Annotated in this window: 21 protein-coding genes; 13 read left to right on the top strand and 8 right to left on the bottom strand. The window is 39.1% G+C overall.

Features of this window, described 5'->3' with window-relative positions; all coding sequences use genetic code 11:
• Positions 1 to 9 precede the first annotated feature (9 nt).
• Genes AEQ18_RS00635 through AEQ18_RS00620 form a run of 4 tightly spaced genes read right to left on the bottom strand, consistent with a single transcriptional unit; the run spans position 10 to position 2,976 of the window.
• Positions 10 to 654, bottom strand: a complete 645-nt coding sequence (locus tag AEQ18_RS00635) for an ECF transporter S component (RefSeq protein ID WP_054114433.1) — start codon at positions 652 to 654, stop codon at positions 10 to 12.
• Between the two features lies 1 nt (position 655).
• Positions 656 to 1,213 carry a phosphopantothenoylcysteine decarboxylase gene (gene coaC, locus AEQ18_RS00630; RefSeq protein ID WP_054114432.1) on the bottom strand — a complete coding sequence of 186 codons (558 nt, stop codon included), beginning with the start codon at positions 1,211 to 1,213 and terminating at the stop codon, positions 656 to 658.
• 24 nt (positions 1,214 to 1,237) lie between these two features.
• Positions 1,238 to 1,990: a phosphopantothenate--cysteine ligase gene (gene coaB / locus AEQ18_RS00625; protein ID WP_054114431.1), complete on the bottom strand. Its 753-nt coding sequence runs from the start codon at positions 1,988 to 1,990 to the stop codon at positions 1,238 to 1,240.
• Positions 1,987 to 2,976 (bottom strand): acrylyl-CoA reductase family protein, encoded by a 990-nt coding sequence (locus tag AEQ18_RS00620; RefSeq protein ID WP_054114430.1) that lies wholly within the window; start codon positions 2,974 to 2,976, stop codon positions 1,987 to 1,989. The genes coaB and AEQ18_RS00620 overlap by 4 nt, the downstream gene beginning before the upstream one ends.
• A gap of 342 nt (positions 2,977 to 3,318) precedes the next feature.
• Here AEQ18_RS00620 and AEQ18_RS00615 point away from each other — a divergent pair, with 342 nt between their 5' ends.
• From AEQ18_RS00615 to AEQ18_RS00590, 6 genes are all read left to right on the top strand, one after another.
• Entirely contained in the window at positions 3,319 to 3,861 is a 543-nt protein-coding gene (locus AEQ18_RS00615; RefSeq protein WP_054114429.1) for a helix-turn-helix domain-containing protein, read from the top strand.
• A 17-nt stretch (positions 3,862 to 3,878) separates the two neighbouring features.
• Positions 3,879 to 4,964, top strand: coding sequence for an ABC transporter ATP-binding protein (locus AEQ18_RS00610; RefSeq protein WP_054114428.1), 1,086 nt, complete (start codon positions 3,879 to 3,881; stop codon positions 4,962 to 4,964).
• A 12-nt stretch (positions 4,965 to 4,976) separates the two neighbouring features.
• Complete coding sequence (locus AEQ18_RS00605) at positions 4,977 to 5,786, top strand: ABC transporter permease (RefSeq protein ID WP_054114427.1); 810 nt, start codon at positions 4,977 to 4,979, stop codon at positions 5,784 to 5,786.
• Positions 5,783 to 6,625, top strand: a complete 843-nt coding sequence (locus tag AEQ18_RS00600; protein WP_054114426.1) for an ABC transporter permease — start codon at positions 5,783 to 5,785, stop codon at positions 6,623 to 6,625. Before AEQ18_RS00605 ends, AEQ18_RS00600 begins: the two co-directional genes overlap by 4 nt.
• Positions 6,622 to 7,695 carry an ABC transporter substrate-binding protein gene (locus AEQ18_RS00595; protein WP_054114425.1) on the top strand — a complete coding sequence of 358 codons (1,074 nt, stop codon included), beginning with the start codon at positions 6,622 to 6,624 and terminating at the stop codon, positions 7,693 to 7,695. The genes AEQ18_RS00600 and AEQ18_RS00595 overlap by 4 nt, the downstream gene beginning before the upstream one ends.
• Positions 7,696 to 8,176: 481 nt before the next feature.
• On the top strand, positions 8,177 to 8,881 hold the full coding sequence (locus AEQ18_RS00590) for an HAD family hydrolase (protein WP_054114424.1): 705 nt from the start codon (positions 8,177 to 8,179) through the stop codon (positions 8,879 to 8,881).
• A gap of 164 nt (positions 8,882 to 9,045) precedes the next feature.
• Here the strand turns inward: AEQ18_RS00590 and AEQ18_RS00585 are convergent, their stop codons facing one another.
• Entirely contained in the window at positions 9,046 to 9,942 is an 897-nt protein-coding gene (locus tag AEQ18_RS00585; protein ID WP_054114423.1) for an AraC family transcriptional regulator, read from the bottom strand.
• A gap of 182 nt (positions 9,943 to 10,124) precedes the next feature.
• Here AEQ18_RS00585 and bglB point away from each other — a divergent pair, with 182 nt between their 5' ends.
• Both bglB and rhaM read left to right on the top strand, forming a co-directional pair.
• Positions 10,125 to 11,171 (top strand): beta-galactosidase BglB, encoded by a 1,047-nt coding sequence (gene bglB, locus AEQ18_RS00580; RefSeq protein WP_054114543.1) that lies wholly within the window; start codon positions 10,125 to 10,127, stop codon positions 11,169 to 11,171.
• A gap of 33 nt (positions 11,172 to 11,204) precedes the next feature.
• Entirely contained in the window at positions 11,205 to 11,516 is a 312-nt protein-coding gene (gene rhaM, locus AEQ18_RS00575; RefSeq protein WP_054114422.1) for an L-rhamnose mutarotase, read from the top strand.
• Positions 11,517 to 11,612: 96 nt separating this feature from the next.
• Here rhaM and AEQ18_RS00570 read toward each other — a convergent pair whose 3' ends face one another.
• From AEQ18_RS00570 to AEQ18_RS00560, 3 genes are read right to left on the bottom strand one after another with little or no spacing between them, the layout of a single operon-like run.
• Positions 11,613 to 13,064 (bottom strand): response regulator, encoded by a 1,452-nt coding sequence (locus tag AEQ18_RS00570; protein ID WP_054114421.1) that lies wholly within the window; start codon positions 13,062 to 13,064, stop codon positions 11,613 to 11,615.
• Between the two features lie 7 nt (positions 13,065 to 13,071).
• A complete protein-coding gene (locus AEQ18_RS00565; RefSeq protein ID WP_054114420.1) occupies positions 13,072 to 14,832 on the bottom strand; it encodes a sensor histidine kinase in 1,761 nt (586 codons plus the stop codon).
• Entirely contained in the window at positions 14,801 to 15,457 is a 657-nt protein-coding gene (locus tag AEQ18_RS00560; protein WP_054114419.1) for a DUF624 domain-containing protein, read from the bottom strand. The genes AEQ18_RS00565 and AEQ18_RS00560 overlap by 32 nt, the downstream gene beginning before the upstream one ends.
• A 264-nt stretch (positions 15,458 to 15,721) precedes the next feature.
• Here AEQ18_RS00560 and AEQ18_RS00555 point away from each other — a divergent pair, with 264 nt between their 5' ends.
• The 5 genes from AEQ18_RS00555 to AEQ18_RS00535 all read left to right on the top strand — a co-directional run bounded on the left by AEQ18_RS00555 (position 15,722) and on the right by AEQ18_RS00535 (position 24,275).
• A complete protein-coding gene (locus tag AEQ18_RS00555) occupies positions 15,722 to 17,032 on the top strand; it encodes an ABC transporter substrate-binding protein (RefSeq protein WP_054114418.1) in 1,311 nt (436 codons plus the stop codon).
• 189 nt (positions 17,033 to 17,221) lie between these two features.
• Positions 17,222 to 18,181: a carbohydrate ABC transporter permease gene (locus AEQ18_RS00550; RefSeq protein WP_054114417.1), complete on the top strand. Its 960-nt coding sequence runs from the start codon at positions 17,222 to 17,224 to the stop codon at positions 18,179 to 18,181.
• Between the two features lie 4 nt (positions 18,182 to 18,185).
• Positions 18,186 to 19,019 carry a carbohydrate ABC transporter permease gene (locus AEQ18_RS00545; protein WP_054114416.1) on the top strand — a complete coding sequence of 278 codons (834 nt, stop codon included), beginning with the start codon at positions 18,186 to 18,188 and terminating at the stop codon, positions 19,017 to 19,019.
• An 88-nt stretch (positions 19,020 to 19,107) separates the two neighbouring features.
• Positions 19,108 to 20,709, top strand: a complete 1,602-nt coding sequence (locus tag AEQ18_RS00540) for a glycosyl hydrolase family 28 protein (RefSeq protein ID WP_160316041.1) — start codon at positions 19,108 to 19,110, stop codon at positions 20,707 to 20,709.
• A gap of 50 nt (positions 20,710 to 20,759) precedes the next feature.
• Positions 20,760 to 24,275: a glycosyl hydrolase 115 family protein gene (locus tag AEQ18_RS00535; protein WP_054114415.1), complete on the top strand. Its 3,516-nt coding sequence runs from the start codon at positions 20,760 to 20,762 to the stop codon at positions 24,273 to 24,275.

Genomic DNA, 24,275 nt, shown 5'->3' with positions numbered 1-24,275 from the left:
GTCGTTTTTTTATATTCGATTTTTATTTCGGTTTGCTACAAGCCGAAGCAGAACACTGGCAACGGCCATTGTCGCGATCCCAGCCACCATCGCTTCCGGGATGCCTTGTGTGAAGATCACGCCCAATATCGCTGCGTAGATCGCGTTGCCCGCTTTACCAACAACTGCAGCGTATTCTTGATGGAACAAGAAATAAATCAAATTCATGACAAGAATCGTATTGGTTAAACCACCAGCGATGCCTGCCAGTAATAATGACAGACTCTGTTGTTTGTTTTTCCACATTTTTTGACAACCCTTAAAGACAAAATAAGGCACAACGCCAATCAAAATGCGGGGAATCAACGCAACGAGTACGGCTTTCCAACTGCCTTGATCAGTGCCATATAAAGGCACGAAGGGAGAAAAGACGAAAGACAGCGGTGTGATGATCAAGGTTGAGCGGATCATGCTGATGAGTCCGAAAGCGCCACCTAAGAATCCGCCGATCCGCGGGCCTAAAATAATCGAGGCAATGATCACGGGAATATGCATGGTTGTTGCATTGATAGGACCTAACGGGATAAAACCCAAAAAGGGAACAGAAGCCAATAAAATCAAAATACCTAAAAAGAATGCGGTCAAGACTAAGTCAAAGGTTGATCGTTTTTTCATGTTAGACACTCCGAGTTTCTAAAGCTGCAACAGCTTTTTCTACAATCGTTTCGGTGGCAGCAAGGGCACCTTTACCAAAATCCCCACATGCCAACAAAGCTTCCCGCGGATCGATTTCTTCGAAACCGACTTCGTGTAAAATGGCGAGATTGCGTTGTACGATCGGGTTTTGATACATGACAGTGTTCATGGCCGGTGCAATCAGACGCGGTACGGATAAGGGCAATGCCAAAGCAACCGTTGAAATCAGGTCGTCCGCCAAACCGTGGGCGAGTTTGCCGATGAGATTGGCACTGGCTGGCGCCAATAAAAACAAGTCCGCTTGTTTAGCCAATTCGATATGGTTGATACGGTCAGGTTGATTTTCCTGCATGACATCGACATGGATCGGTCGTTTGGCTAATGATTGCAATGTCAATGGTGTAATAAATTGGGTACTGTTCTTCGTCATCAAGACATCGACCGCATACCCTTTCTTCGTTAGTTCGTTGGTTAGATCAGCGGCTTTATAGGCAGAGATACTGCCGCTGATGCCAAGTAGTACATGTTTTTGTTCCATAGCTGTTTCTCCTTTATATAGGTGTTAGGCAGAGTGCAGGTCATGTTGCAGTGTCGTGACGATCAAAGCGGCCAGTTCGGCTTTGGTTTTTCCTTGGGCAACTTCGCCAGCTTGATTCAATAAATACCCGATATGCTGGGTTCCGTGAATCTGCTGCAAGTCGTTGGCCAGTACATAATCGGCCTGACTTTTGCGCAAACTGTCTTGGGCAACGGCAAATAACGCTTCTTTGCTGACATTGGTCAATAATTTAAAACCTACCAACAGTGTATCAGGTTGTAATTGTTTGATGATTTGGATCACTTTTGGGGTTTTTTCTAAAATAACAAACAAATGATCAGTATCTGAAGAAATTTTGCCGCTTGTCTGTTTTTCTGCAGCAAGTACTTGTTCGATCAACGCAGGCGTTACTTGGTTGTTGAAATGCGGCAATGCCTGATTCAAAGCTTGACAAAAGGCCTGTTCTGAAAAACTTGCCGCTGGTGTAAAATCACTGACGGCCATACTATGAATGACTGCATCATAGGTTTTTGTTGACAGCAGATGCTGCAAGGTATTGAAAAGATCATTGGTTCCTTCAATCAGATGTAATGTCAAGCGCGGGTCTGCTTGCGGCTGTTTGGCTGTTCTTGTCGTCACATAATCGATTTGACAAACCGGATCATCAAGCCATGCCTGCGCCAATGCTTGACCCAAAGCACCTGTTGAATGATTGGTGATCGCTCGGACATCATCGATTCTTTCAGATGTTCCACCGGCGGTAATCAAAATGTTCATTTCTCGGCAGCCACCTTTACGATGGTTCTGCCTTGGTGGCTGCCTGCTAACAAGGCAGCTAAGGTGTCTGGTAATTGGTCCAAGATGATTTCTTGGGTGTGCAATCGATCACTCACTGACCAGTCAGCAGCTAATTTCCCCCAGATCAGGTTTCGTACCTCATGTGAGACATTGACAGAATCAATGCCGACTATACGGATCCCGCGTAAAATAAAGGGCAATACCGTGGTTTCCATTTTGATGCCGCCAGCATTGCCGCACAAGAATGCACCCCCGCCGTAAGCAATCTGTGGTAGTAAGCCGCTGATCAGCTCGCCGCCAACGGTATCGATCACAGCAGCAAATTGTTGTTTGGCCAGCGGTTTGATTTTCTCCGGCATCACTTCAGCAGGTGTCATGATTGTAGTGGCACCTAGGTCCAGCAACCATTGTGCCTCTTTTTTGCGGGAAAGGGCAATGATGTTGCGATACCCTAATTTGTTTAATAAAGCAATACTGACACTGCCTACGCCACCGCTGGCACCGGTCACTAAAATCGGTGCCGAAGCTTCAAGCTGTAATTCTTCTAGGGATTGGACGGCTAAAGCAGCGGTGAAACCAGCAGTGCCATAAACCATACTATCTTTCGCTGACAAACCAGCTGGTCTTTTGATCAACCAGTCAGCGGGTACCCGCTGGAATTGGCTATACCCGCCAGGATGGGAAACACCGAGGCCGTATCCCGTCAGTAAGACTTGATCGCCTGCGGAGAAAGCAGCGGATTGACTGTCGATGACTTCGCCAGCCAAATCGATCCCTGGCGTCATGGGATAGCTGCGGATCACCCCGCCGTTTTCTTTCGCTGCTAAAGCATCTTTATAATTGACATCAGAATAGTCAACCCGGACAAGGACGTCGCCTTCAGGTAGATCAGTCAATGCTGCTTTTCTCACAGCAGCTGTAAATGTCGGTTCATTGGATACGCGAAATGTAGAAAAATTGGTCATTTCTGACCCTCCTTTGATTGTTTGTACTCATAATACCATAAGCGCTTCAATTTTTGATTCTTGAAGCGACAAAACGTTTTGTTCATCAGTCATTTTTAAATAGAAACAAAAAAATGTCCAAATCTAGGCTTCTTCGATACACTAAAATAAGTGGTTGTGGATTGGCATGCCAAAGCGCGGGGCGTACCTTGCACCTAACAGAGAAAAAAAGACAGTATTCTAATAAAAAATACTTGTTTTTTCTCCAAATATTTGTATACTGGAAAAGGTGAAATTAAACATGGAGTTTACTTATAGCAAACTTTTTTTTGCAAAGTTGCACCTGTTTAGGAGGAGAAGCCTATGGAAATTGGCGATAAGCTGCGTAATCTGCGAATCCAAAAAAATCTAACTCAGGAAGAGCTAGGGGAACGTACCGACTTGACGAAAGGGTATCTTTCTCAGCTCGAGCGAGACTTAAGTTCGCCATCAATGGAAACTTTTTTTACAATATTGGAAGTCTTGGGTGTAACGCCGGAAGAGTTTTTCCGAGAAGATCAAGCCCATCACCAAATCGTTTATCGTGATGAAGACAGTACCCGTTATGTTGATGAAGAAAATGGCTATGAACTCAAGTGGCTGATTTCTGATTCCAACGAAAAAGAGATGGAACCGATCCTCTTGACCTTCGAAAAAGAAGGCGAGTACAAAACGTTTGAACCATCGTTAGCAGAAACATTTATCTATGTGTTAGATGGCACCATCGCATTGACCTTGGGGGATACACAATACAAAGCCCGCAAAGGACAATCGGTCTATTATCAGGCCACAGAACCGCATCAATTAAAAAATATCGGGCGACAAAAAAGCCGTGTGCTAGTTGTCGTCACGGATTCTTATTTATAAGTACAGGGGGAAGAAGTGTGGGAAAAACAATTATTTCATTCAACAATGTCGTGAAGCGTTTTGATGATGAAACGGTGTTGAAAAGTGTTGATTTTGATATAGAAGAAGGGCGTTTTTATACGTTGCTAGGCCCTTCCGGTTGTGGGAAAACAACGATTTTACGGATTATTGCCGGGTTCTCAGAAGCGACGGAAGGCGATGTTTATTTTGATGGGCAACGCATCAATGATGTGCCGGCAAATCAGCGCCAAGTCAATACGGTCTTTCAGGATTATGCGCTATTTCCGCATATGAATGTTTTTGAAAATGTGGCATTTGGGTTACGGATCAAAAAACTGCCTAAAGATGAAATCAAACAAAAAGTCTTAGATGCCTTGCGACTGGTCCAGTTGCCAGGATACGAAAATCGTGAGATCAGCGAAATGTCTGGTGGTCAGCGGCAACGGGTAGCGATTGCTCGGGCAATCGTCAATGAACCAAAAGTCTTGCTGTTGGATGAACCTTTATCGGCATTGGACTTGAAATTGCGGACAGACATGCAATATGAATTGCGGGAATTGCAGCAGCGCTTGGGCATCACGTTTATTTTTGTCACCCACGACCAAGAAGAAGCATTGGCGATGAGTGATGAGATCTTTGTCATGAACAAAGGGAAAATCGTGCAAAGTGGTACGCCAGTTGATATTTATGACGAACCAATCAATCACTTTGTAGCGGATTTCGTTGGCGAAAGCAATATTGTCAATGGCACGATGATCGAAGACAATATCGTGGAATTTGTGGGTAAGCGATTTGAGTGTGTGGATGGCGGGATGCGGCCGAATGAAGCTGTTGAGATCGTGATCCGTCCAGAAGACTTGAGTTTGACAACGTTGGATAAAGGCAAGTTAGTGGTGGAAGTTGATACCCAACTGTTCCGTGGTGTCCACTATGAAATTATTTGTTATGATGAACAAGGCAATGAATGGATGGTCCATTCTACACGTAAAGCTGTTGAAGGCAGCAAAATCGGCTTATCCTTTGAGCCTGAGGATATCCATGTCATGCGGTTCAATGAGTCTGAAGAAGACTTTGATGCACGTTTAGAAAGCTACGAAGATTAGGAGGGAAGCACATTGGCGAAAATGCGTCGTTTTTATGCGATACCCTATATCTTTTGGTTATTGCTATTTGTCATCGCACCAGTATTATTGATCATTTATCAATCCTTTTTTGATATGAATGGCAATTTTTCACTGGTCAATTATCAAAGTTACTTAGGTTCAGGGAAATACCTGATCATGACACTGAACTCGGTCTGGTATGCGTTTTTGATCACAGTGATCACCTTGGTCATCAGTTATCCAACAGCCTATTTCTTGACCAAGTTGCGACACAAAGATTTATGGTTGTTACTGATCATTTTACCGACTTGGGTCAATTTATTGTTGAAAGCTTATGCCTTCATTGGAATCTTTGGGATCCATGGCAGTGTCAATAACTTCTTGGAAATCATGGGTGTCGGGCCAAAGCAGATCCTATTTACTGATTTCAGCTTCTTGACGGTGGCAGTCTATATCGAACTGCCGTTTATGATCATGCCAATCTTCAACGCGTTAGAAGAATTGAATCCTTCTTTGATCAGTGCCAGTCGTGATCTAGGCGCGAATAGTTTTGAAACTTTCCGTCGGGTCATTTTCCCGTTGTCGCTGAATGGGGTAAAAAGTGGCGTGCAAGCCGTCTTTATTCCATCTCTTTCCTTGTTTATGTTGACACGTCTGATTGGCGGTAATCGCGTGATCACATTAGGTACAGCGATTGAGCAGCACTTCCTCGTGACACAAAACTGGGGAATGGGCTCCACGATTGGTGTGATCTTGATTATTGCAATGTTTATCGTGATGTTGCTGACAGGTGAGAAAAAGAAAGGAGGGCAACGTAAATGAGAAAATTTCGCTGGTCGAATCTGTATTTGATCCTGGTGTTTATTTTATTGTATGTGCCGATTTTCTATTTGATTTTCTATTCCTTCAATGATGGCGGAACGATGAACGAATTTACTGGGTTTACATTTGAACATTACCAGTCTGTTTTTCAAGATACCCGGTTGATGATCATTGTGTTGAATACCTTTATGTTGGCTTTCTTGTCGGCTTTATTGGCTACAGCCATTGGTACCTTTGGGGCAATGGGCATTTACTATACAAAAAAACGTCGGACGCGGACAGCCTTATTGAGCTTGAATAATATCTTGTTGGTATCTCCAGATGTCATCATCGGTGCTAGTTTTTTGATTTTCTTTACAATGGTGGGCAGTTTATTCCGCGGGTTCAGTTTGGGATTCTTTAGTGTATTACTGTCCCATGTGGCTTTCAGTATTCCAATCGTTGTTTTGATGGTCTTGCCGAAATTGCAAGAAATGAATGATTCGATGATCGATGCCGCCCGTGATTTAGGCGCCAACAATCTGCAAGTCATCAAAAATATCATTTTGCCTTTCTTAACACCAGGAATCATTGCTGGGTACTTTATGGCCTTTACGTATTCTTTAGACGACTTTGCGGTGACCTTCTTCGTCACAGGCAACGGCTTCAGCACATTGTCCGTTGAAATCTATTCCCGGGCGCGACAAGGCATCAGTTTGGAGATCAATGCATTAAGCACGCTGGTCTTCTTGTTCTCAATGATTCTCGTGGTTGGTTATTACTTTATCAGTAAAGAAAACGTCTCGAAAAAATTGCGGAAAAACCGCCGGAATCAAGTGGAGGTGGCAAATCTGCGATGAAACGACTACAATCTTTGCTTATCGGCATTGTTGCGATCGTCCTTATTTTGCTCTTCGGTGTCCGTGAACTAGAACATTCTTCTGGCATGGCGGGGGCCAAAGTCTTGAATATCTACAACTGGGGCGATTACATCGATCCGGATCTATTGACCAAATTTGAAGAAGAAACAGGCTATAAAGTCAATTATGAAACCTTTGATTCAAACGAAGCCATGTTCACGAAGATCCAACAAGGCGGTACTTCGTATGATATTGCGATTCCTAGTGAATACATGATTCAAAAGATGATGGAAGAAGATTTGTTGAAGCCGTTGGATCACAACAAAATCAAAGGCTTAGATAATATTGACGCCCGTTTCTTAGACCTTAGTTTTGATCCAGGCAATCAATATTCGATCCCGTACTTCTGGGGAACTTTAGGGATCGTGTACAATGACAAGTTCTTTGATGAAGGTGAGATCACTGAATGGGATGATCTTTGGAAGCCAGAGTTGAAAGACAGTATCATGTTGATCGATGGCGCACGAGAAGTCATTGGATTGGGATTAGACAGTCTAGGGTATTCTTTGAATAGTAAGGATGATACTGAATTGCAAGAGGCCTTCAATAAATTGCGAGAAATGACGCCAAATATCAAAGCCATCGTAGCTGATGAAATCAAGATGTACATGGCCAATGAAGAAGCGTCTGTGGCTGTGACTTTCTCAGGAGAAGCAGCCGATATGATGTACGAAAACGAGCATATCCATTATGTGATCCCTTCGGAAGGCTCAAATCTGTGGTTTGACAATATGGTCATTCCAAAAACATCGCAAAATGAGGAAGGTGCCTATGCCTTCTTGAATTTCATGTTGGAACCAGAGAATGCTGCGCAAAATGCGGAGTACATTGGCTATTCAACACCAAATGAAGCCGCAATGGCCTTGTTGCCAGATGAAATCACGGAAGATGAACAATTCTATCCGTCAGATGAACTGATGCAGCACTTGGAAGTCTATGAGAATCTAGGGTCTGAGTATTTGGGTATCTATAATGATTTATTTTTGGAGTTGAAGATGTATCGGAAGTAAGTCTCAATCTTCAGCCTGAATGATGGGCTATTCATAGTTAAAAAAAGGTCAAAAAGGATGGATGTACATCTTTTTTGACCTTTTGTCTACCAGTGGACGAGTAGTAGCTATTTTGTGTTACATTTTACTATAAAAGTTGTTCGTAACATCTAAGTGGATACGAAAAGCTATGATGAAAAAATAAGGGTTTTAATTTTGACCCTAGTGACGCTCAATGTTATGACTTAAATAACTGAGTTTAGATAATAATTAAAAATATAGAACATCCATCTACTTTATTCATTTAATTTATTCTCAGTTTTAAAGTGCTCTATTTGATTTCCGCATCAAAATGGTATCCTATAGAGTAGAGATAGTAGAATAAAGAAATATTTTTTGCATTTTAATTGGAAACAATGTGTTCAAATTTTATTTCCAATGTTTGAAACCAATATCAATAGTCATGACACATATCGTTTATATGTCATGCAAAGGAGCCCATATGAAAGCTGTTTTTTTCGACCTTGATGATACACTTTATGACCAGTTACAGCCTTTTTCTCAAGCCTATCATGATCATTTTGCCTTATATGACATCCCAATCCCCGCACTATATCAACGAAGTCGTGTCCATAGTGATACAGTATTCCATGACACCGAAGCGGGGACGATCAGTGTTTCTGATATGCACCATTACCGTATTCAGCAAGCAATGGCTGATTTTGGCTATCAAATCACTTTGACCGAAGCTGCCGCGTTTCAAAAAAGCTATTCTGCTTATCAACAAAAAATCACGCTGCTTGATGATGTACGAGCAACATTAGACTTGTGTTATCGGTCAAATATAACGATGGGGATCATAACGAATGGACCTAGTGCCCACCAGCGTATGAAAATCAAACAACTAGCGCTTCAGCAATGGATTCCAGAGAACCGCATCTTTATTTCATCAGAACAAGGGATTGCCAAACCGAATAAGAAGCTATTTTTAAAGGCTGCTAGGGATATTCAAGCTTCGCCAAATGAATTACTGTATGTTGGTGATTCATACCAAAATGATATTATGGGCGCAAAAGCTGCAGGATGGCAGGCAATTTGGCTCAATAGACGTCAGAACGTGCTGTCGGAGAATCAACTCTTGCCCGATATGATTGTCGAATCGCAAGACAGCTTACTTGAAAAAATGATGGCTATGCTCTCTCATTAAAAAATCGGTTTTTCGATAGCGTAATAAGTGTTTGCCTGTTTTTCATGGACAAAACTGAAGAAAAAAGAATCTTCACATAGGGCACATTATCTTTAGAAGCTGAATTCTTTAGATCAAAGGAGATTCTTTTGCATTTTTTATAAGATTTTGTCATGCAGTTTCTCTTAGAGATGTTTATGTTTTGATGCCTGAAAATGCTCAAATCGAATTAATTGATGTTTTTCTTCTTCTTTCAGAAATTCTTTTGGTGTTAATTGGAATTCTTGTTTAAAGCAACGTAAAAAATGGGTATAAGACTTAAAACCGCAAGACTCAAAAGTATCTGAAGCACTCCTTGTTTTTCTTAAGACTTCTTTGCTTTTAAGCAGTCTTTTTTTTAAGACATACGTATGAAAGGTTGTCCCTGTTTCCTTTTTGAACAGCCTCGATAAAACATAGGGACTCAAGAAGATTTCTTTTGCTACTTTGTTCAACGTCAAATCATCAGAGATATGGTCATCGATATATTTGATCGTTGTTGCGATATCTTTGTTTTGGTTGATCGAACGAGATAGAAATAAGGGTTCTGTTTCTTCAATAGCTAGTTTATTGATGGCGATCAAAAAATCAATCAAGAAAGACTGGTAGACCAAATCAGTGCCGAAATTCTTGTCTAGTTTATTTCTTAAAGGTAGTAGCAGCGCGGTCAATGAAGCAGGCGCAATCGATAATATACGACTGTTAAGGCCATCGTTTGATTGAAAGCAAGTTGTTAAGTCTGTTTGAGCGGTGGAAAGAGCTTGCAAGTATGTGCTGTTGATATAAATGTACGAACGAACGAAAGACATTGAAGTCTGATGAACGATGCGGTGAAGCACATTTGGTGGAATTAAAATAATTGTGCCAGCTTCTAATAAAAACTCGGCACCATCAATAAAGAACACAGCTGTGCCTTGGAGTGTACAATGGATTTCATAAAAGCTATGGTAATGATAAAGTGTATTGTCTTCATCTACTAGATCTTTGATGTGAAAGACTTCAAAGCGATCATTGATCATTGTATCTGCACTTTCTCGATGCAATGAAATCACCCCTCCTCTTTTTATGCTTTTGCAAGAATAGATAGCAAACGCACAATAACTGCTATTTTCAGTAAAATGTAAGCGTGTTATATTTATTATAACAAAAATGAAGGGTGGAGAAATAGGTGATTTTAGAAAAATTGTTTATTGACAAGAAGATCGTCGAAGAAAAAATCGATTTAATGATTGATAATCTGACGATCATTAAAGATGACAGTGGAGATTTTTTATTGGATTTTGATGGATTGAAAGTCGATGATAAAAGCTGGTATATCTGGAACTGGCCTCAAGGTGTGGGGCTGTATGGAATATACAAGAATTATCAAATCACGAAAAATCCTAAAGCATTACAAGTCGTGGAAGAGTGGTTTGAGGCGCGGATGGAAGAGGGGGCCCCACCAAAAAATGTCAATACGATGGCACCCTTATTGGCGATGGCATATCTGTATGAAGATACTAGAGATTCTAAATATTTGCCATACCTAGAACAATGGGCTGAGTGGGTTATGCATGATATGCCAAGAACCAATGAAGATGGCTTACAACATGCTACCTATGGTCCGGAAAATCGCAACCAATTGTGGGATGATACCTTGATGATGACAGCACTGCCATTAGCAAAAATTGGGATGTTGTTACATCGACCAGATTATATTGAAGAAGCAAAAAAACAATTTATGCTGCATATCAAGTATTTGGTAGACAAAAAAACTGGTTTATGGTTTCATGGTTGGACATTTGAAGAACGTCATAACTATGCAGAAGCATTATGGGCGCGAGGGAACTGCTGGATTACTATTGCTATTCCTGAAATCATTGAGATTTTAGAATTACCAGAAGGCGATGCGTTTCGCATATTTTTGACAAATACATTAGTAGATCAAATCAGCGCATTAAAAGACGTACAAGATAAAGGTGGGCTTTGGCACACATTACTTACAGATCAATCTTCATATGTGGAAGCATCAGCTACTGCAGGTTTTGCCTATGGTATTTTGAAAGCAGTCCACAAACGCTACATCGATAAATCATGGGAAAAAGTTGCCTATAGTGCTTTGGCGGGATTAGTTGAAGAAATTGCTGAAGATGGAGAAGTTCAAAATGTTTCCATTGGTACTGGAATGGGTGAAAACTTAGATTATTATCGGTCTATTGGTATTACAGCAATGCCATATGGTCAATCGTTGACGGTACTAGCATTTACAGAGTTGCTTGTGTCATTTTGCTAGTCTATTAGATGAAGAGAAGAAAGGTGACTAAGGATGATCAAAAAAGCATTTCGCATGAAATTATATGCTGGATATGAACAGGAATATACACGGCGCCACCAAGAGATTTGGCCAGAAATGAGACAAATGCTCAAAGAACAGGGCGCCCAATCATATAGCATATTCTTTGACGCACAAACCAATGATTTATATGGGTACTTAGAAATCGAAGACGAACAACGATGGGATCAGGTTGCTAGCACGGCTATCAATCAAAAGTGGTGGCATTATATGGCTGATATCATGGAAACAAATTCTGATGACTCTCCGCGAACCATCGATTTAAAACATGTATTTGATCTGTAGCAATCAATAAGTGTATCAAATAAAGGCAAGCAAATAAAGACCAAAATCATAATAGATTTTGGTCTTTATTTAGTGGGTAATCATCCATTGCTACGTTTAAATATAGGTGGCATTTTGTTGATGGCTTAAGAATTTTTTAGGTGTGACACCGGTGATCTTTTTGAAAGTTTGTACGAAGTATTCAGGTGCATTGCTGAAACCGGTAAGTGAAGCAACTTCATAGACTTTATAATTTTTCTTCAATAGATCTTGTGCTTTTTTTATCCGGTATTCTGCCAGTTTTTGATTAAAGCGTGTGCCAGTTTCTTTATAATAGGTTTTTCCTAAATACTCTGGATTCAAATAGAGCAAGTGATTGGCGATCCATTTTAATGACAAAGCTTCTCGATCATAATATTCTTCAATAATAAGGTTTACTTTTTGAGATAATTGCATGTTCTCATTATCACCCAAGTTATGGCGCATTAAGTCAATAAAATGAATCAGCATAAATTGAAGTTCTTGCCAATGATTCAATAGCATGATTTTTGGAGAATAATCATCAAAATAGATATCTTTTTTAATTCGATAATTTTCAAAGAGTACAGAAAGTAAATCGTTTATCTGCAAACGTAATAGCTGCACGGGATAAAGTTCCATCCGGCAAGTAGAGAAAAAATTCTCTGTCAGTACTTGAGAGCGAGTAAGTTCACCTTTGATGATTAGTGACAATAGTTTTTCCCGGTAATCGATATAAAGGTGGTTTTCGTAGAGATTTTCTTGAGAAATTTGGCTTTCATGGATGACCTCGAATGTATCAAAATAAAAGGCTTTATCTAAATGTCTTTTTCCTAAATGATAGCTTGTTAAAAACTTCTCTGGGGAATCTACCAAGCAATTAATGGCAATGCCTTTTCCAAGTGGTGTTGATTGAATTCTCTCCTTAAAGAACGTATTGAAATCTTTTGTAACACTAAAGTTGATAATGTATCCTACTTTGTTTTGATGACCTGCAATCAATTCATGTTGTTTGGAGTATTGTTCGATCCTTTTGGCAATCGCATGATAAAACTTAGAATCATAGACATATAAGCAAAATGGGAACGACACTTCATCTGGTAAACATTCTTCACCGCAACTGTTAATAAATTGTTCAATTTGACGTTTGAGATACAATTTGGATTCTAATTTTCTTCGTTCAGATAATTGTGATGTTTCTAGCAAAGCAGCGCGCATTTTATCAGGAAGAATAGGCTTTTCTAGGAAAAACTTCACACCTAATGACATCGCTTCTTTTGCAAATGTAAAGCTGCCAAATCCAGTCAAAATAATGATTTGGATCGTTGGATTGATTTCTTTCAATTGCTTGATAAGTTCCAGACCGTTCAAGTTTGGCATATTGATATCTGTGATAGCAATATCGATCGGCGTTGATTGGCAGTAAGCTAGCGCTTCTTCACTATCCGTAAAAATTTTTTTGATGGTTAATGGCAGGTCAAATGTTTGGACCAATTTTGCTACGCCATTGGCTATCAAAGCTTCGTCATCAACTACAATCACGTTTTTCATATAAGATTCACTCCTTTACTTTTGGGATCAGTAGACGAACAATGGTTTTTTTATTGGGAATTGAGGATACGATCGAAAGTGACGCTGCAGAACCATAATGTAAATTGAGTCTATTTTTTATATTATTCAAGCCAATGCCACCTTGCTTGTTCAGATCAAAGTCGATGGCAAAACCGGGCCCATTGTCCGATACACTGATTTGGATAAAGTTTGACTGACTCTCAATACTCAGCACCAATCGACAAGTTTGTTTCATATTTGTGACAGCATATTTAAAGACATTTTCAATCAAGGGTTGAATCAGTAATTTGGGTATCGTTACGTGTAAATCATTGATTAAAATCATTTCGATGTATTCAATTCTTTTGCCAAAACGCACTTTTTGGATATTGATATAAGCATGTACGATATCAAGTTCATCTTGCAAGGTTGTGAAATCAGAATCAGTGTCAATTTTTTTCCGAAATAGATGTGCCAATGAAGTGACCATTTCAGATATTTGCCACTGTTGATTTTCAATGGCAATCCAATTGATCGAGTCTAATGTGTTATAGAGAAAATGGGGATCTAGCTGAGCTTGAAGTCCTTTGAATTCGATTTCTTGCGATAAAATCCGCATCTCGTAATTGTCTTTGATCAATGCATTTAATTCAGCAATCATCGTATTGTAGCTTTCATACAAAATCAAAATTTCTTCTTGACTATTTTCTGGTAATGCGAGTGTTTTTAATGAGGCAATTTCTTTTGTTTGCCGCAAATTTCCCATCTGTGAGGCAATGTTTGCCAATGGTCGCATCAATTGATGGCTTATTTTCCTGATCAGGAGGATAACGAGTCCTAAAAAAGGAAGCGCAACGGCGATTGTGAGCCACTGCAAGTTGTATAAATCTGCAAGTACTTGATTTTCTGGTAATAAATAAATAAAGTTCATGCCAGCCATTGTTTTGTTGTCTGACGTATAATAAAATTGGTGATTTTCAAATAGCATAGATCCAATCGAAACGTTCTCAATATCTACATCATTCTGAAACTCATGTTGGAACGATCTTAAAGATTGCTCGTTTTCAGTTGTACTGTAAAGCTCATCTTTGTAACGCAAGAAAAATTGGTTCTGAGATGAAACAATTGGTAAATTTCCCACTTCGTTGCGAAAAAAAGACGTATTCACTAGGAAAATAACAGTTCCAGTATGCGTCAAGGAAAAATTGATCGTTGAATAGATTTTTCTTAAAAAAACTGCTTGTGATAAATCTTTTGAAAAAAACCAACTACCTTTAGCTGGTTCATCTGGTAAACTTTCAGTCATTTCAGGGATGGTATAGCCATTAAAATTATATGCTTTTTCGGCAATAAAATTGATCATATTTTCGTTATCTGGATTGAATAGATACACATTTTGGATAGCGGATTCATTCCGGGTTAGATCATTGATTTCCGTATTGAGCTCATTTTTCACGTTTATCAAATCGAAAGTGGGATCTTGTTGATTCGTTAAAAGTGTTTGAAGTTTATTCTGAATAGAATAACTATCTATGATTCGAAAAGATAGCGTTTCAACAGCATTTAATCTCTTAGCGATGTTCGTAGAGATAATCGATACATCTTTGTAAGCAGATTCTTTGATTTGGGTCAGATATGCTTGTCGCCACACTAGGGTTAAAATCACTGCCAAGCTAACGACAAAGGCAACAGTTGCAAACAATACTAGTTGTAATTGGCGCTGAAAAGAAAAGTTTTTAAAGCGATTGATTAGATGTATGTTCCTCACTTGATGCCCCTCGCTTTATGTTCAGGTGATTGATCTTAACGATCATCTGATGATGAAAAAACTCACCAAAAAATAGAAATAAAGACACGCCGAAAATCAGAAAGATGGATGTTTTTGCTGAAAGAAGCAAAAGTAATAAGTACCATGAGAATAAGAGCGCTAGTCCTTGAAACGGAAAACGAAAAACCATAAAAATACTGACATATACGGCTTGTCTAAAGGATGGAGAGTCTGATTTAGCATAGGTAATAACACTCAATATTAGGGTATAGAGCAATAATATTGCGAAAACCGCATATATCGGAATGATCCATGCAATCGTTGAAAAATACAGCGCCATGATGCGGAAGTTCAGTAAAAGGAGACTGAACACAATTAGAATAGCGAGGCCGAGAGGAGCAAATTGTCGAAATGTTTTTTTATACGCTTGAAAATACTCGCGACTCTCATAATCATGTCCAGTTGTTCTGAAGATATGCAGATATCTTAAGGTGACAGCAGTAGCGGGCCCAACACCAAAGATCACGCCACCTAATAAGGTAGATAGTAGCCAGAGTAAATTAAGTTTAGCCAAATATGCGGTTATATTGAAAAAATTCATCATACCAGTTTGGATTTTTTTCATGGTAAACACCAGCCTTTTTTGTTTTAGAAAGCCTTTTCATCGATAGTATAGCATAAAAAAAATGAAAAATTAGAGCAACTCTGTTTTTTTACATTTTTACTCTGCTTTTCTTCTTTTTCGTATTTAAAAAAAAGAACAGGTAGCTTAACAAAGGGCTGCCATCTATTTTTTTACATATTTGCTCTTTTTTTTACATGTTTATTCTGCTTGAATTTCGGTACAATCACTTTGTAAGCGCAAACAAAAGAAGGAGTGAAATAAAGAATGAAAAAAACGATTTTCAAAGCATTCGGCATACTAGCATTGGGTACAGCACTAGTGGGTTGCGGCAACAATGGAAACAGTGCCGATGATGGAGGCAAGGATGCTGACGGAAAAACAACGATTTCATTTACATGGTGGGGTTCGGAAGTTAGGCATGAGAAGTATATCGAATCAATCAAAGAATTTGAAAAAGAAAATCCAGATATCAAAGTAGAATATGAATATGGTTCTTGGGATGACTATTGGAAAAAATTAGCGACCAAATCAGCTTCTGGAGAATTACCTGATGTCATCCAAATGGACCTGCAATATATTGCCCAATATGGAACTAAAAATCAACTGGCTGATATGAGCGAATATATCGGAAATGAAATCAAGACAGAGGATATCAAAGATTCGATTTTAGCCACTGGGGAGCTTGACGGAAGTATTTATGGCGTGCCTGCTTCTGTCAATACCATGGCTACATTGTACAATCCTAGTTTAGTTGATCAAGGTGGTGTGGATATCGATTTTTCAGACTATTCTTTTGATGACTTTGTCAGCAGTGCTGCAGGTATAGCAAAAGCAACTGGTGATTACGGATGGAATGACAATAACGACAACAGCACAATCATGCAGTATTTCTTACGTACCAAAGGCGAAGACTTATACAAGTATGACGCAGATGGTAAACCAGAAGTCGGTTTTACGAAAGATAACTGGGTTGAATTCATGTCCGCAATTGCTGACCTTACAAAAAATGAGGCAATGCCGACAGCGGAAGTGACAAGTAATGCGAAAAGTTTTGATGAATATCCGTTTTCTCAGGGAAAAGCCGCATATATGATGACTTGGTCTAACCAATACTTGACGTATAAAGCTTCTGCTGCCGAAGGCGTCGAAATGAGCTTGGCTCGTCCGTTTGATTCAAATGATGGAGCAATGGCTTATCGACCAGGTTTCTTCTATTCTATAGCCAATAAATCTGAATCAAAAGAAGCTGCTGCTAAATTTGTTGATTTCTTAGTCAATAGTGAAGAAGCCAATAAAATCATTGGAACAGAGCGTGGGATTCCTGCGAACGATGCTGTGAAAGAAATTTTATATGATGATATGACAGCTGATGAACAAGAATCATCCGATTTCTTAGATGACATTGCCGATATCGTGGGTGACCCTTCACCGGTTCCGCCGATTGGTTTTGCAGAAATCAATACTTACTTTAAAGAGTTGTATGCTGAGATCACCTATGGCACAATGACACCAGAAGAAACTTACGATGCATTTACGAAGAAATGTGAAGAGATTTTTGCTGAAAACTATGAATAGATAGTGAGAACCGCGATTTCATTGAAGAGGAAATGAAATCGCGGATTTTTATTGTTTATCTTCTAAGGAATAAAAGAAACCTCTATTTTTTTACATTTCTATACTTTTTTTTCTATTCAAACAACTATCAAAATCCGTTAAAATCACTTTGTAAGCGTAAACAAATAAGGAAGGTTGGATGTGACTACTATGGAAATTCAAACAAATTCATCTGTTTCGAAGCAAACGGGGAAAGTCAAAAGTTGGTTTAACCGATTACCAGAAACAAAACAAAACATGTTGACGGGCTATTTATTTATCTCCCCATTTATTATCGGTTTTTTTGCTTTTATTATCGTACCGATGGGGATTTCATTATTTATGTCGTTTCATGATTATGATTTACTTACGGAGGCAAAATTTGTAGGTCTGAATAATTTTATCAATATTTTTACTAACGATCCCAAATTTGTCCAATCATTGACTGTCACCCTGAAATATGTTGCTGTTGCAGTACCATTAAGATTGATTGTTGCTTTAGCAGTGGCAATGCTGATCAATCGTCCATCAAAGCTAAGCGGTGTTTATCGGGTGCTTTTCTATATTCCATCGATTTTAGGCGGCAGTGTGGCAGTATCGATCATGTGGAGAAACTTGTTTGGAGATTCAGGATTGATCAACGGCATTTTAACTTCTATTGGTATTGATCCAGTTTATTTCTTCAAAAGTCCGGGCTTGGCTTTAATGACGCTGATTTTATTAGCTGCTTGGCAATTTGGCTCATCTATGCTGATTTTTTTATCAGGATTAAAGAATATTCCTAAAGATTATTACGAGGCAGCAGAAATTGATGGTGCAGGAAAAATCAGACAATTTTTTAATATTACTATCCCTGTTTTGACACCGATCATCTTCTTTAATTTAGTGTATCAAACGATTATGGCATTTTTGACTTTTACACCTGCTTATATTATCTCAAATGGTACAGGTTCTCCTAGAAATGGTACTTTAGTTTATTCCTTGTATATGTATCAAAGAGCATTTACAGATTTCAAGATGGGCTACGCCTCAGCACTGGCGTGGATATTACTTGTAGTAGTTGGTTTCATTACGATCATTTTCTTTGCAACATCAAAATTCTGGGTCTTTAAAGAAAACGAGGAGGTTTAAAAAAATGCAAGTCCAAAAACGCAACTATTTATTTGACGGATTAATCCTGATTGCGGCATTGATTATGCTATACCCGATATTCTGGTTGATCTTCAGTTCTTTCAAGCCAAACAATGAGATATTCCAAACTGCAACGCAGTTGATTCCTAGAAATTGGACTTTGGATAATTTTACGAAGGGGTTTCAAGGGATTGCTGGCATTCCATTTTTTACTTATATCTTTAACTCTTTGCGGATCGCACTGATTGCGATGATTGGTGCAGTTTGTTCATCTGCAGTGATTTCTTATGGATTTGGCCGTATTCCTTTTAAAGGAAAAGGCTTTTGGTTTGCATGTGTATTGGTGACTATGATGTTACCGCAAGAAATCATTATGGTCCCTCAATATTTGTGGTTTAATCAATTAGGCTGGTTGAATTCGATTCGACCAGTAACAGTTCCATCATATTTTGGTCATGCGTTCTTCATCTTCATGATGGTGCAATTTGTGTCTGCAATTCCAACTGATTTAGATGAAGCAGCAAAAATGGATGGTTGTGGCCGTGTTGGTATCTTTTTTAGAGTCATTTTGCCCTTGATGAAACCTTCTTTGGCAAATGCTGCAATTTTTGCCTTTTATTGGAAGTGGGAAGAATTGATTGGGCCAATGCTTTACTTGACTCGTCCCGAAAATTATACAGTTTCAATTGCCTTAAAGCAGTTCTTGGATTCTAGTAGTACTTCTAATTGGGGAGCGATGTTCGCCATGTCTGTTGTATCACTACTACCAGTATTGATTATTTTCTTTTTGTTCCAAAAATATATTGTGGAAGGTATCAGCACAACTGGACTTAAATAAGTTTGTAGAAGATATTCGACTGTCATAGAATATCTTCTTTTATATTTTTGTGCAGAAAGGAAAGGGATTTTTTATGCAAAGCCATTCAATGTTTCACTTTCATGTATTACCTGCAACTATTTCTGAGAATCAAGCTACGGTGGTTTGGGAAAAACCGACAGCTATATTCAACGTAGCAGCCTATCAGATCCAGCTTGATAATGACTGTATTGCTGTGCTGCCAGCGAATAAGACACATTTTACGGTTCAACATCTTCATGCGAATACAACGTATCGGTTGACGCTCTATTGTTTGAGTGATGAGGGGGAACGATTCGATCATGATGAGGCTACTTGTTCACTTACAACAATGTCCCCCACTGAATGGATTGATGTGACCCGTGCGCCCTATCTGATTGACCCAACAGGCGCAACAATAGCCACACATCTATTACAACAAGCGATTGATGAGTGCTCCCTTGGCGGAACAGTCTTGATTCCTAAAGAGGCAAACATCTTATCAGGAGCCATTCAGCTAAAAAGTCATATGACATTACAAATTGATGGCTGTTTGACCGCCAGTCAAAATCCAGATGATTTTCGCTTTTTTGATCAAAAAATGTATGATGGTATCTGCAATGAAGATGGGTTGCCATTAAGCCGTTATGAAGGATGGGAACTATACTGTTACCGTTCATTGATTAACATCGGCTATATTGATCCATCAGACCGTCAAAGAATCGTCTGCAATAATGTCCGCATTTGTGGAACAGGCACTATCAATGGTGGAGGCAATCAACTTGGAATGGCCATGCGGGAAATTTATGCGAATAAAGAGAAATTTCCTCAATATGTTTCTGACCAACAGGCGGGGAGACGCGCAAGAGGACGTTTAATATCTACTATGCAAGCAAAAAATATCCACATGACAGGTTTAAAATTGATTAATCCCCCTAGTTGGACGATACATATGATTTATTCCGATACAATTGTTTCCCATGGACTAACGATTCTTTCCAAAGGTATCGATAATGGTGATGGCTGGGATCCAGATTCTTCAAGAAATCTCTGGCTTTTTGATACTGAATTTGATACTGGCGATGATTGCGTGGCAATTAAATCAGGTAAGAATCCCGAAGGTAATATTATTCATTTACCTACTAAAGGCGTTCATATTTTTGATTTAAATATAAGAGGTGGTCATGGAATTGCGATAGGCAGCGAACAATCAGGCGGAGTAGAAGATGTTTATATTAGTGACTGTGTCATCAAGAACACGTTTTATGGGATTGAGTTAAAGGCACAGAATGAACGTGGCGGATATATAAAAAACATCCATATTCGTGATTGTTCTATCGATCGATTTATGGCGCATCCTGTTACCTATAATGCAGATGGCCAACCGGCCCATGATTTGCCAGTGATCTCAGATATTTTTTTGACCAATGTGACCATTACGGGAGATGGAAGAGTGATTGAATTGATCGGCTTTTCGAACAAAACGAACCACGATGTCAACCCAGTGGAAAACGTTCATTTGGATATGATCAATGTGATAGCCACAAAGGAAACAGCTGATATGTTATTGACATATTGTCGAAAAATCCATTTGCGTAAAATCAATGTTCTAAAGGAGGAGACATTGATCACGTCTATTGAAAAACAGGATATTGAATCAGTCGCATCAGAACCGATGTCTATTTATTTATGAGGGAGATTATGGATAATAAGCACATTTTTTTTGGGCAGGAAGTCATATCGATGTATCAAAAAATTGCAGCAACAAGCATTGACAATGCAATCATTGACTTAAGAGAAGACTTAGGTAAAGTTTTTGAAAAAGAGGTAAGAGAAGTTTCTTTTGAAGAAGCAGAATTCGTTATTTCTACTTATGATCAAATCAGTCATTTTCCTTTTTATCCGGATATCTCTGGCTTGATCGATCGTGAGGGAAAAGTGATTTGGGAAAGTTATATCATCGCTGTATGTAAAGGGAAATTATGGATCATCGGTGGGGACGCCCGAGGAACAATCTTTGGAATTTATGACTTTATCCGTCAAATAGGTGTTTCACCTTGGCATTTTTTTGCTGATGTACCAATCAAACATAAAGATTGTTTCATACTGCCAATAGATTATTATCAATCAGACTATCCTTCTGTGCAATACCGGGGTTTTTTTATCAATGATGAGGAAGCACTAGCGCAATGGGCCAAAATTCATACTAATGATGGAACGATCGGTTTAGAAACATATCGACATATATTCGATTTGATGTTGCGATTAAAGGTAAATTATCTCTGGCCAGCCATGCATGTCAACTATTTTAATCAAAATCCAGAACATGCACGTCTTGCTGATGCACGCGGCATCATTATCGGTACTTCTCATTGTGATATGTTATTAAGAAGTAATCAAAACGAATGGCAGCCTTGGCTGGAACAAAAAGGATATACAGATCCTAAAGTTGTCTATGACTACTCAATCAAAGGATGGAATCAAGAAAAATTACGGGAATATTGGCGGGAGAGTGTTGAAGCAAACAAGAAATATGATGTAAGTTACACCTTAGGTATGCGAGGGATACATGATACAGGATTTACGACAGAATCCATTGATCAAAATCAGAAATTAACAGAAAAAGAAAAACAAGCAGCTAAAATTGCACTTTTGGAACAAGTCATTGCGGATCAGCAACAAATCCTATCTGAGGTGCATACGATTCCTGTATCAGATCTGCTGCAAATCATGGTTCCATATAAAGAAGTATTGACTTATTATGATGCTGGTTTAACTATTCCAGAGGACGTCACGATTATCTGGTCAAATGATAATTATGGGTATATGCGTCGTTTTCCTAATGAAAGGGAACAGCAGAGAAAAGGAGGCCATGGGTTATATTATCATAGTTCCTATTGGTCAAGTAACAATTTGCATTATCTTTTCATCAGTTCAACGCCATTGGCTAGAATGAAAAATGAATTGAAAAAGTCATGGGAAAACGGCATCAAGAAAATGTGGGTATTGAATGTCGGATCAATCAAAGGAATAGAGCAAGATATCGAATTTTATACCCGTTACGCTTGGGAAGTAGGGAAAGAAACAACGACTCTCGATATCAACGCTTTCTTGACCGACTGGTTGAATCAAGAATTTGATTCAGATATTGGATGTGATGGTGGGCCTTTATTTAATCGATTTACACAGGTAATCAATGTACGCAAAATAGAAATGATGGATAATCATACCTTTAGTCAGAATACATTTGGAGATGAAGCAGCTGCCAGACTCAATCAAATCAAAGATATATTTGACCAAGTCAATCAAATAGCCGCACGTCTATCAACAATCGAAAAGCCTGCTTTTTTCCAACTGATTCAAATGAAAGTTCAGGCTGCCTATTTTAAGAATGCTGAATATTATTTTGCGGACAGGAGTATACTGTCTTATGAAAGGGAGAATTGGGCAGCAGCTGACTATTATACCCAATTATCATCACGGTACACAACCTATTTAAGATGGCTTTTGTTTTATTACAATCAACGAATGCTTGATGGGAAATGGAATGGGATCATGACACCAGAAAGTGCACCTCCACCCAATATGCGGATGTATCCGACAACAAAGCCTGCATTATGTACATCACAACCGCAAGGTCAGGTCTTTATTTGGCAAGGTAGCTCATTTGCCGAGAAGCTTGTCTTTGAAACAGGCGGCATACGACAAAAATGGATAGATCTGTCCAATCAAAGCACTGAAAAGTTAACTTATTCGATAGAAGCACCTCAATGGGTAATGTTATCCTCGGTATCGGGTGAACTCACAAGTAACCTGCCAGAACAGCGTATTTTGATCAACATCGATGAAACGCTGCTTTCGAAAAATACGAAAGGGCAGATAACTATCCAGTGGTCAAATGAGAAAACCAGTATTATCGAAGTCGAGGCAGTGATCAATGAACGATTAGTGGATGAGAAACTATCTTCTTTGACCGAAACAGATGGTTATGTAGCTTTTGTACCCACAGATTTTGATGGGCAAAACCATTCATCCGTTGGTCAATGGCAAGTAAGAAGCGACCTCGGTAGATTCGGAGGAGACGCGCTTGAAGCAGTCGTTCAAGAGGGAGAAGAAAAAGATTACCCTTTCACTTATTATCAATTTTCTTTGAAAAGCCCAGGCAGTCATTTACTCGAAGTCTATCGCATGCCTACGCTTAATTCAGTTGGTAGATTGAGATTCGGCGTTCAAATTGATAACTTTCCGATGCAAATCATTGAAACAGAAATCACAGATGAGCATCGCGGAAATTGGCGTGAGGCTGTTACAAATGAAGTGGATAAGTGTTATTGCCGGTTACCATATCTTACTAAAGGGAACCACACGTTCAAATTGATTGCTGTCGATCGATATGTAGTGCTTTCTAAAGTTGTTATCTATACCCAAGAATATCAAAAATGCCAGCTAGGTCCACCAATCAATTATGTGAAATCGAGAGACAATCGAAAAGAAGCATTACCGCATCTGCCTCAAAGTTTTGATGCGTTTTGCCAAAGAGAGTATCACAGCTTCTATCAAGAGATTCCGTTGCCAGAGATGCTGTATGTTGATGAAGCTTTTTATCAGCAGGATTTTATTCATGCAAAAATGACCAAAAAGAGTCAAAAAAAATGTGGTGAAGTAGAAGCAATCGACATGGGACAACACAGTTCTTCAGGCTATGGAGGATACAGGCCATATGAAGATAAAGAGGGGTCTGTACTGATTGAAATCGAGGATGCTATAAAGCAGTCAGAGTATGCGTATCACACAAGTTCTTTACCAGGTGAAACAACTGGAATTTGGTCACATATTGGCACACCAACGAATGGCAACCGTGGCTTAGGAATGGTTATTCCAGGTGAGGAGGGCGTTCTTTGGCATAGTCCTCTAGCGGCACCATCATTGTATTATCGGATCAATCTTCATCACTCTGACAATTATCGTTTATGGTTTTTACTGAAATATGATAGTAAATTTAGTGATAAAGTTGCATTGAGTATAAATGGCGAACTTTTAAATGAAACATGCCATGCTGTATCAAAAGGATTGTTTCATTTCTTAACGACATCTATTTGGCATTGGAACCATCTTGCTACTGTTCATTTATCAGAAGGCGCCAATTTGATAGGTATCCACGGAAGAAGCGCGAATGTGAAAATCGATCGGATATTTATCACCAATCAAGATAGACTGCCTCTGGCAGATGATGAGTGGTGCATTTCATATAATCAGTAA

Origin of the sequence: Enterococcus sp. RIT-PI-f (assembly GCF_001297065.1) — a bacterium.
GTDB lineage: Bacteria > Bacillota > Bacilli > Lactobacillales > Enterococcaceae > Enterococcus_D.
The sequence above is the reverse complement of the archived record's forward strand: the minus strand, read 5'-3'. Positions and strand labels throughout refer to the sequence as shown.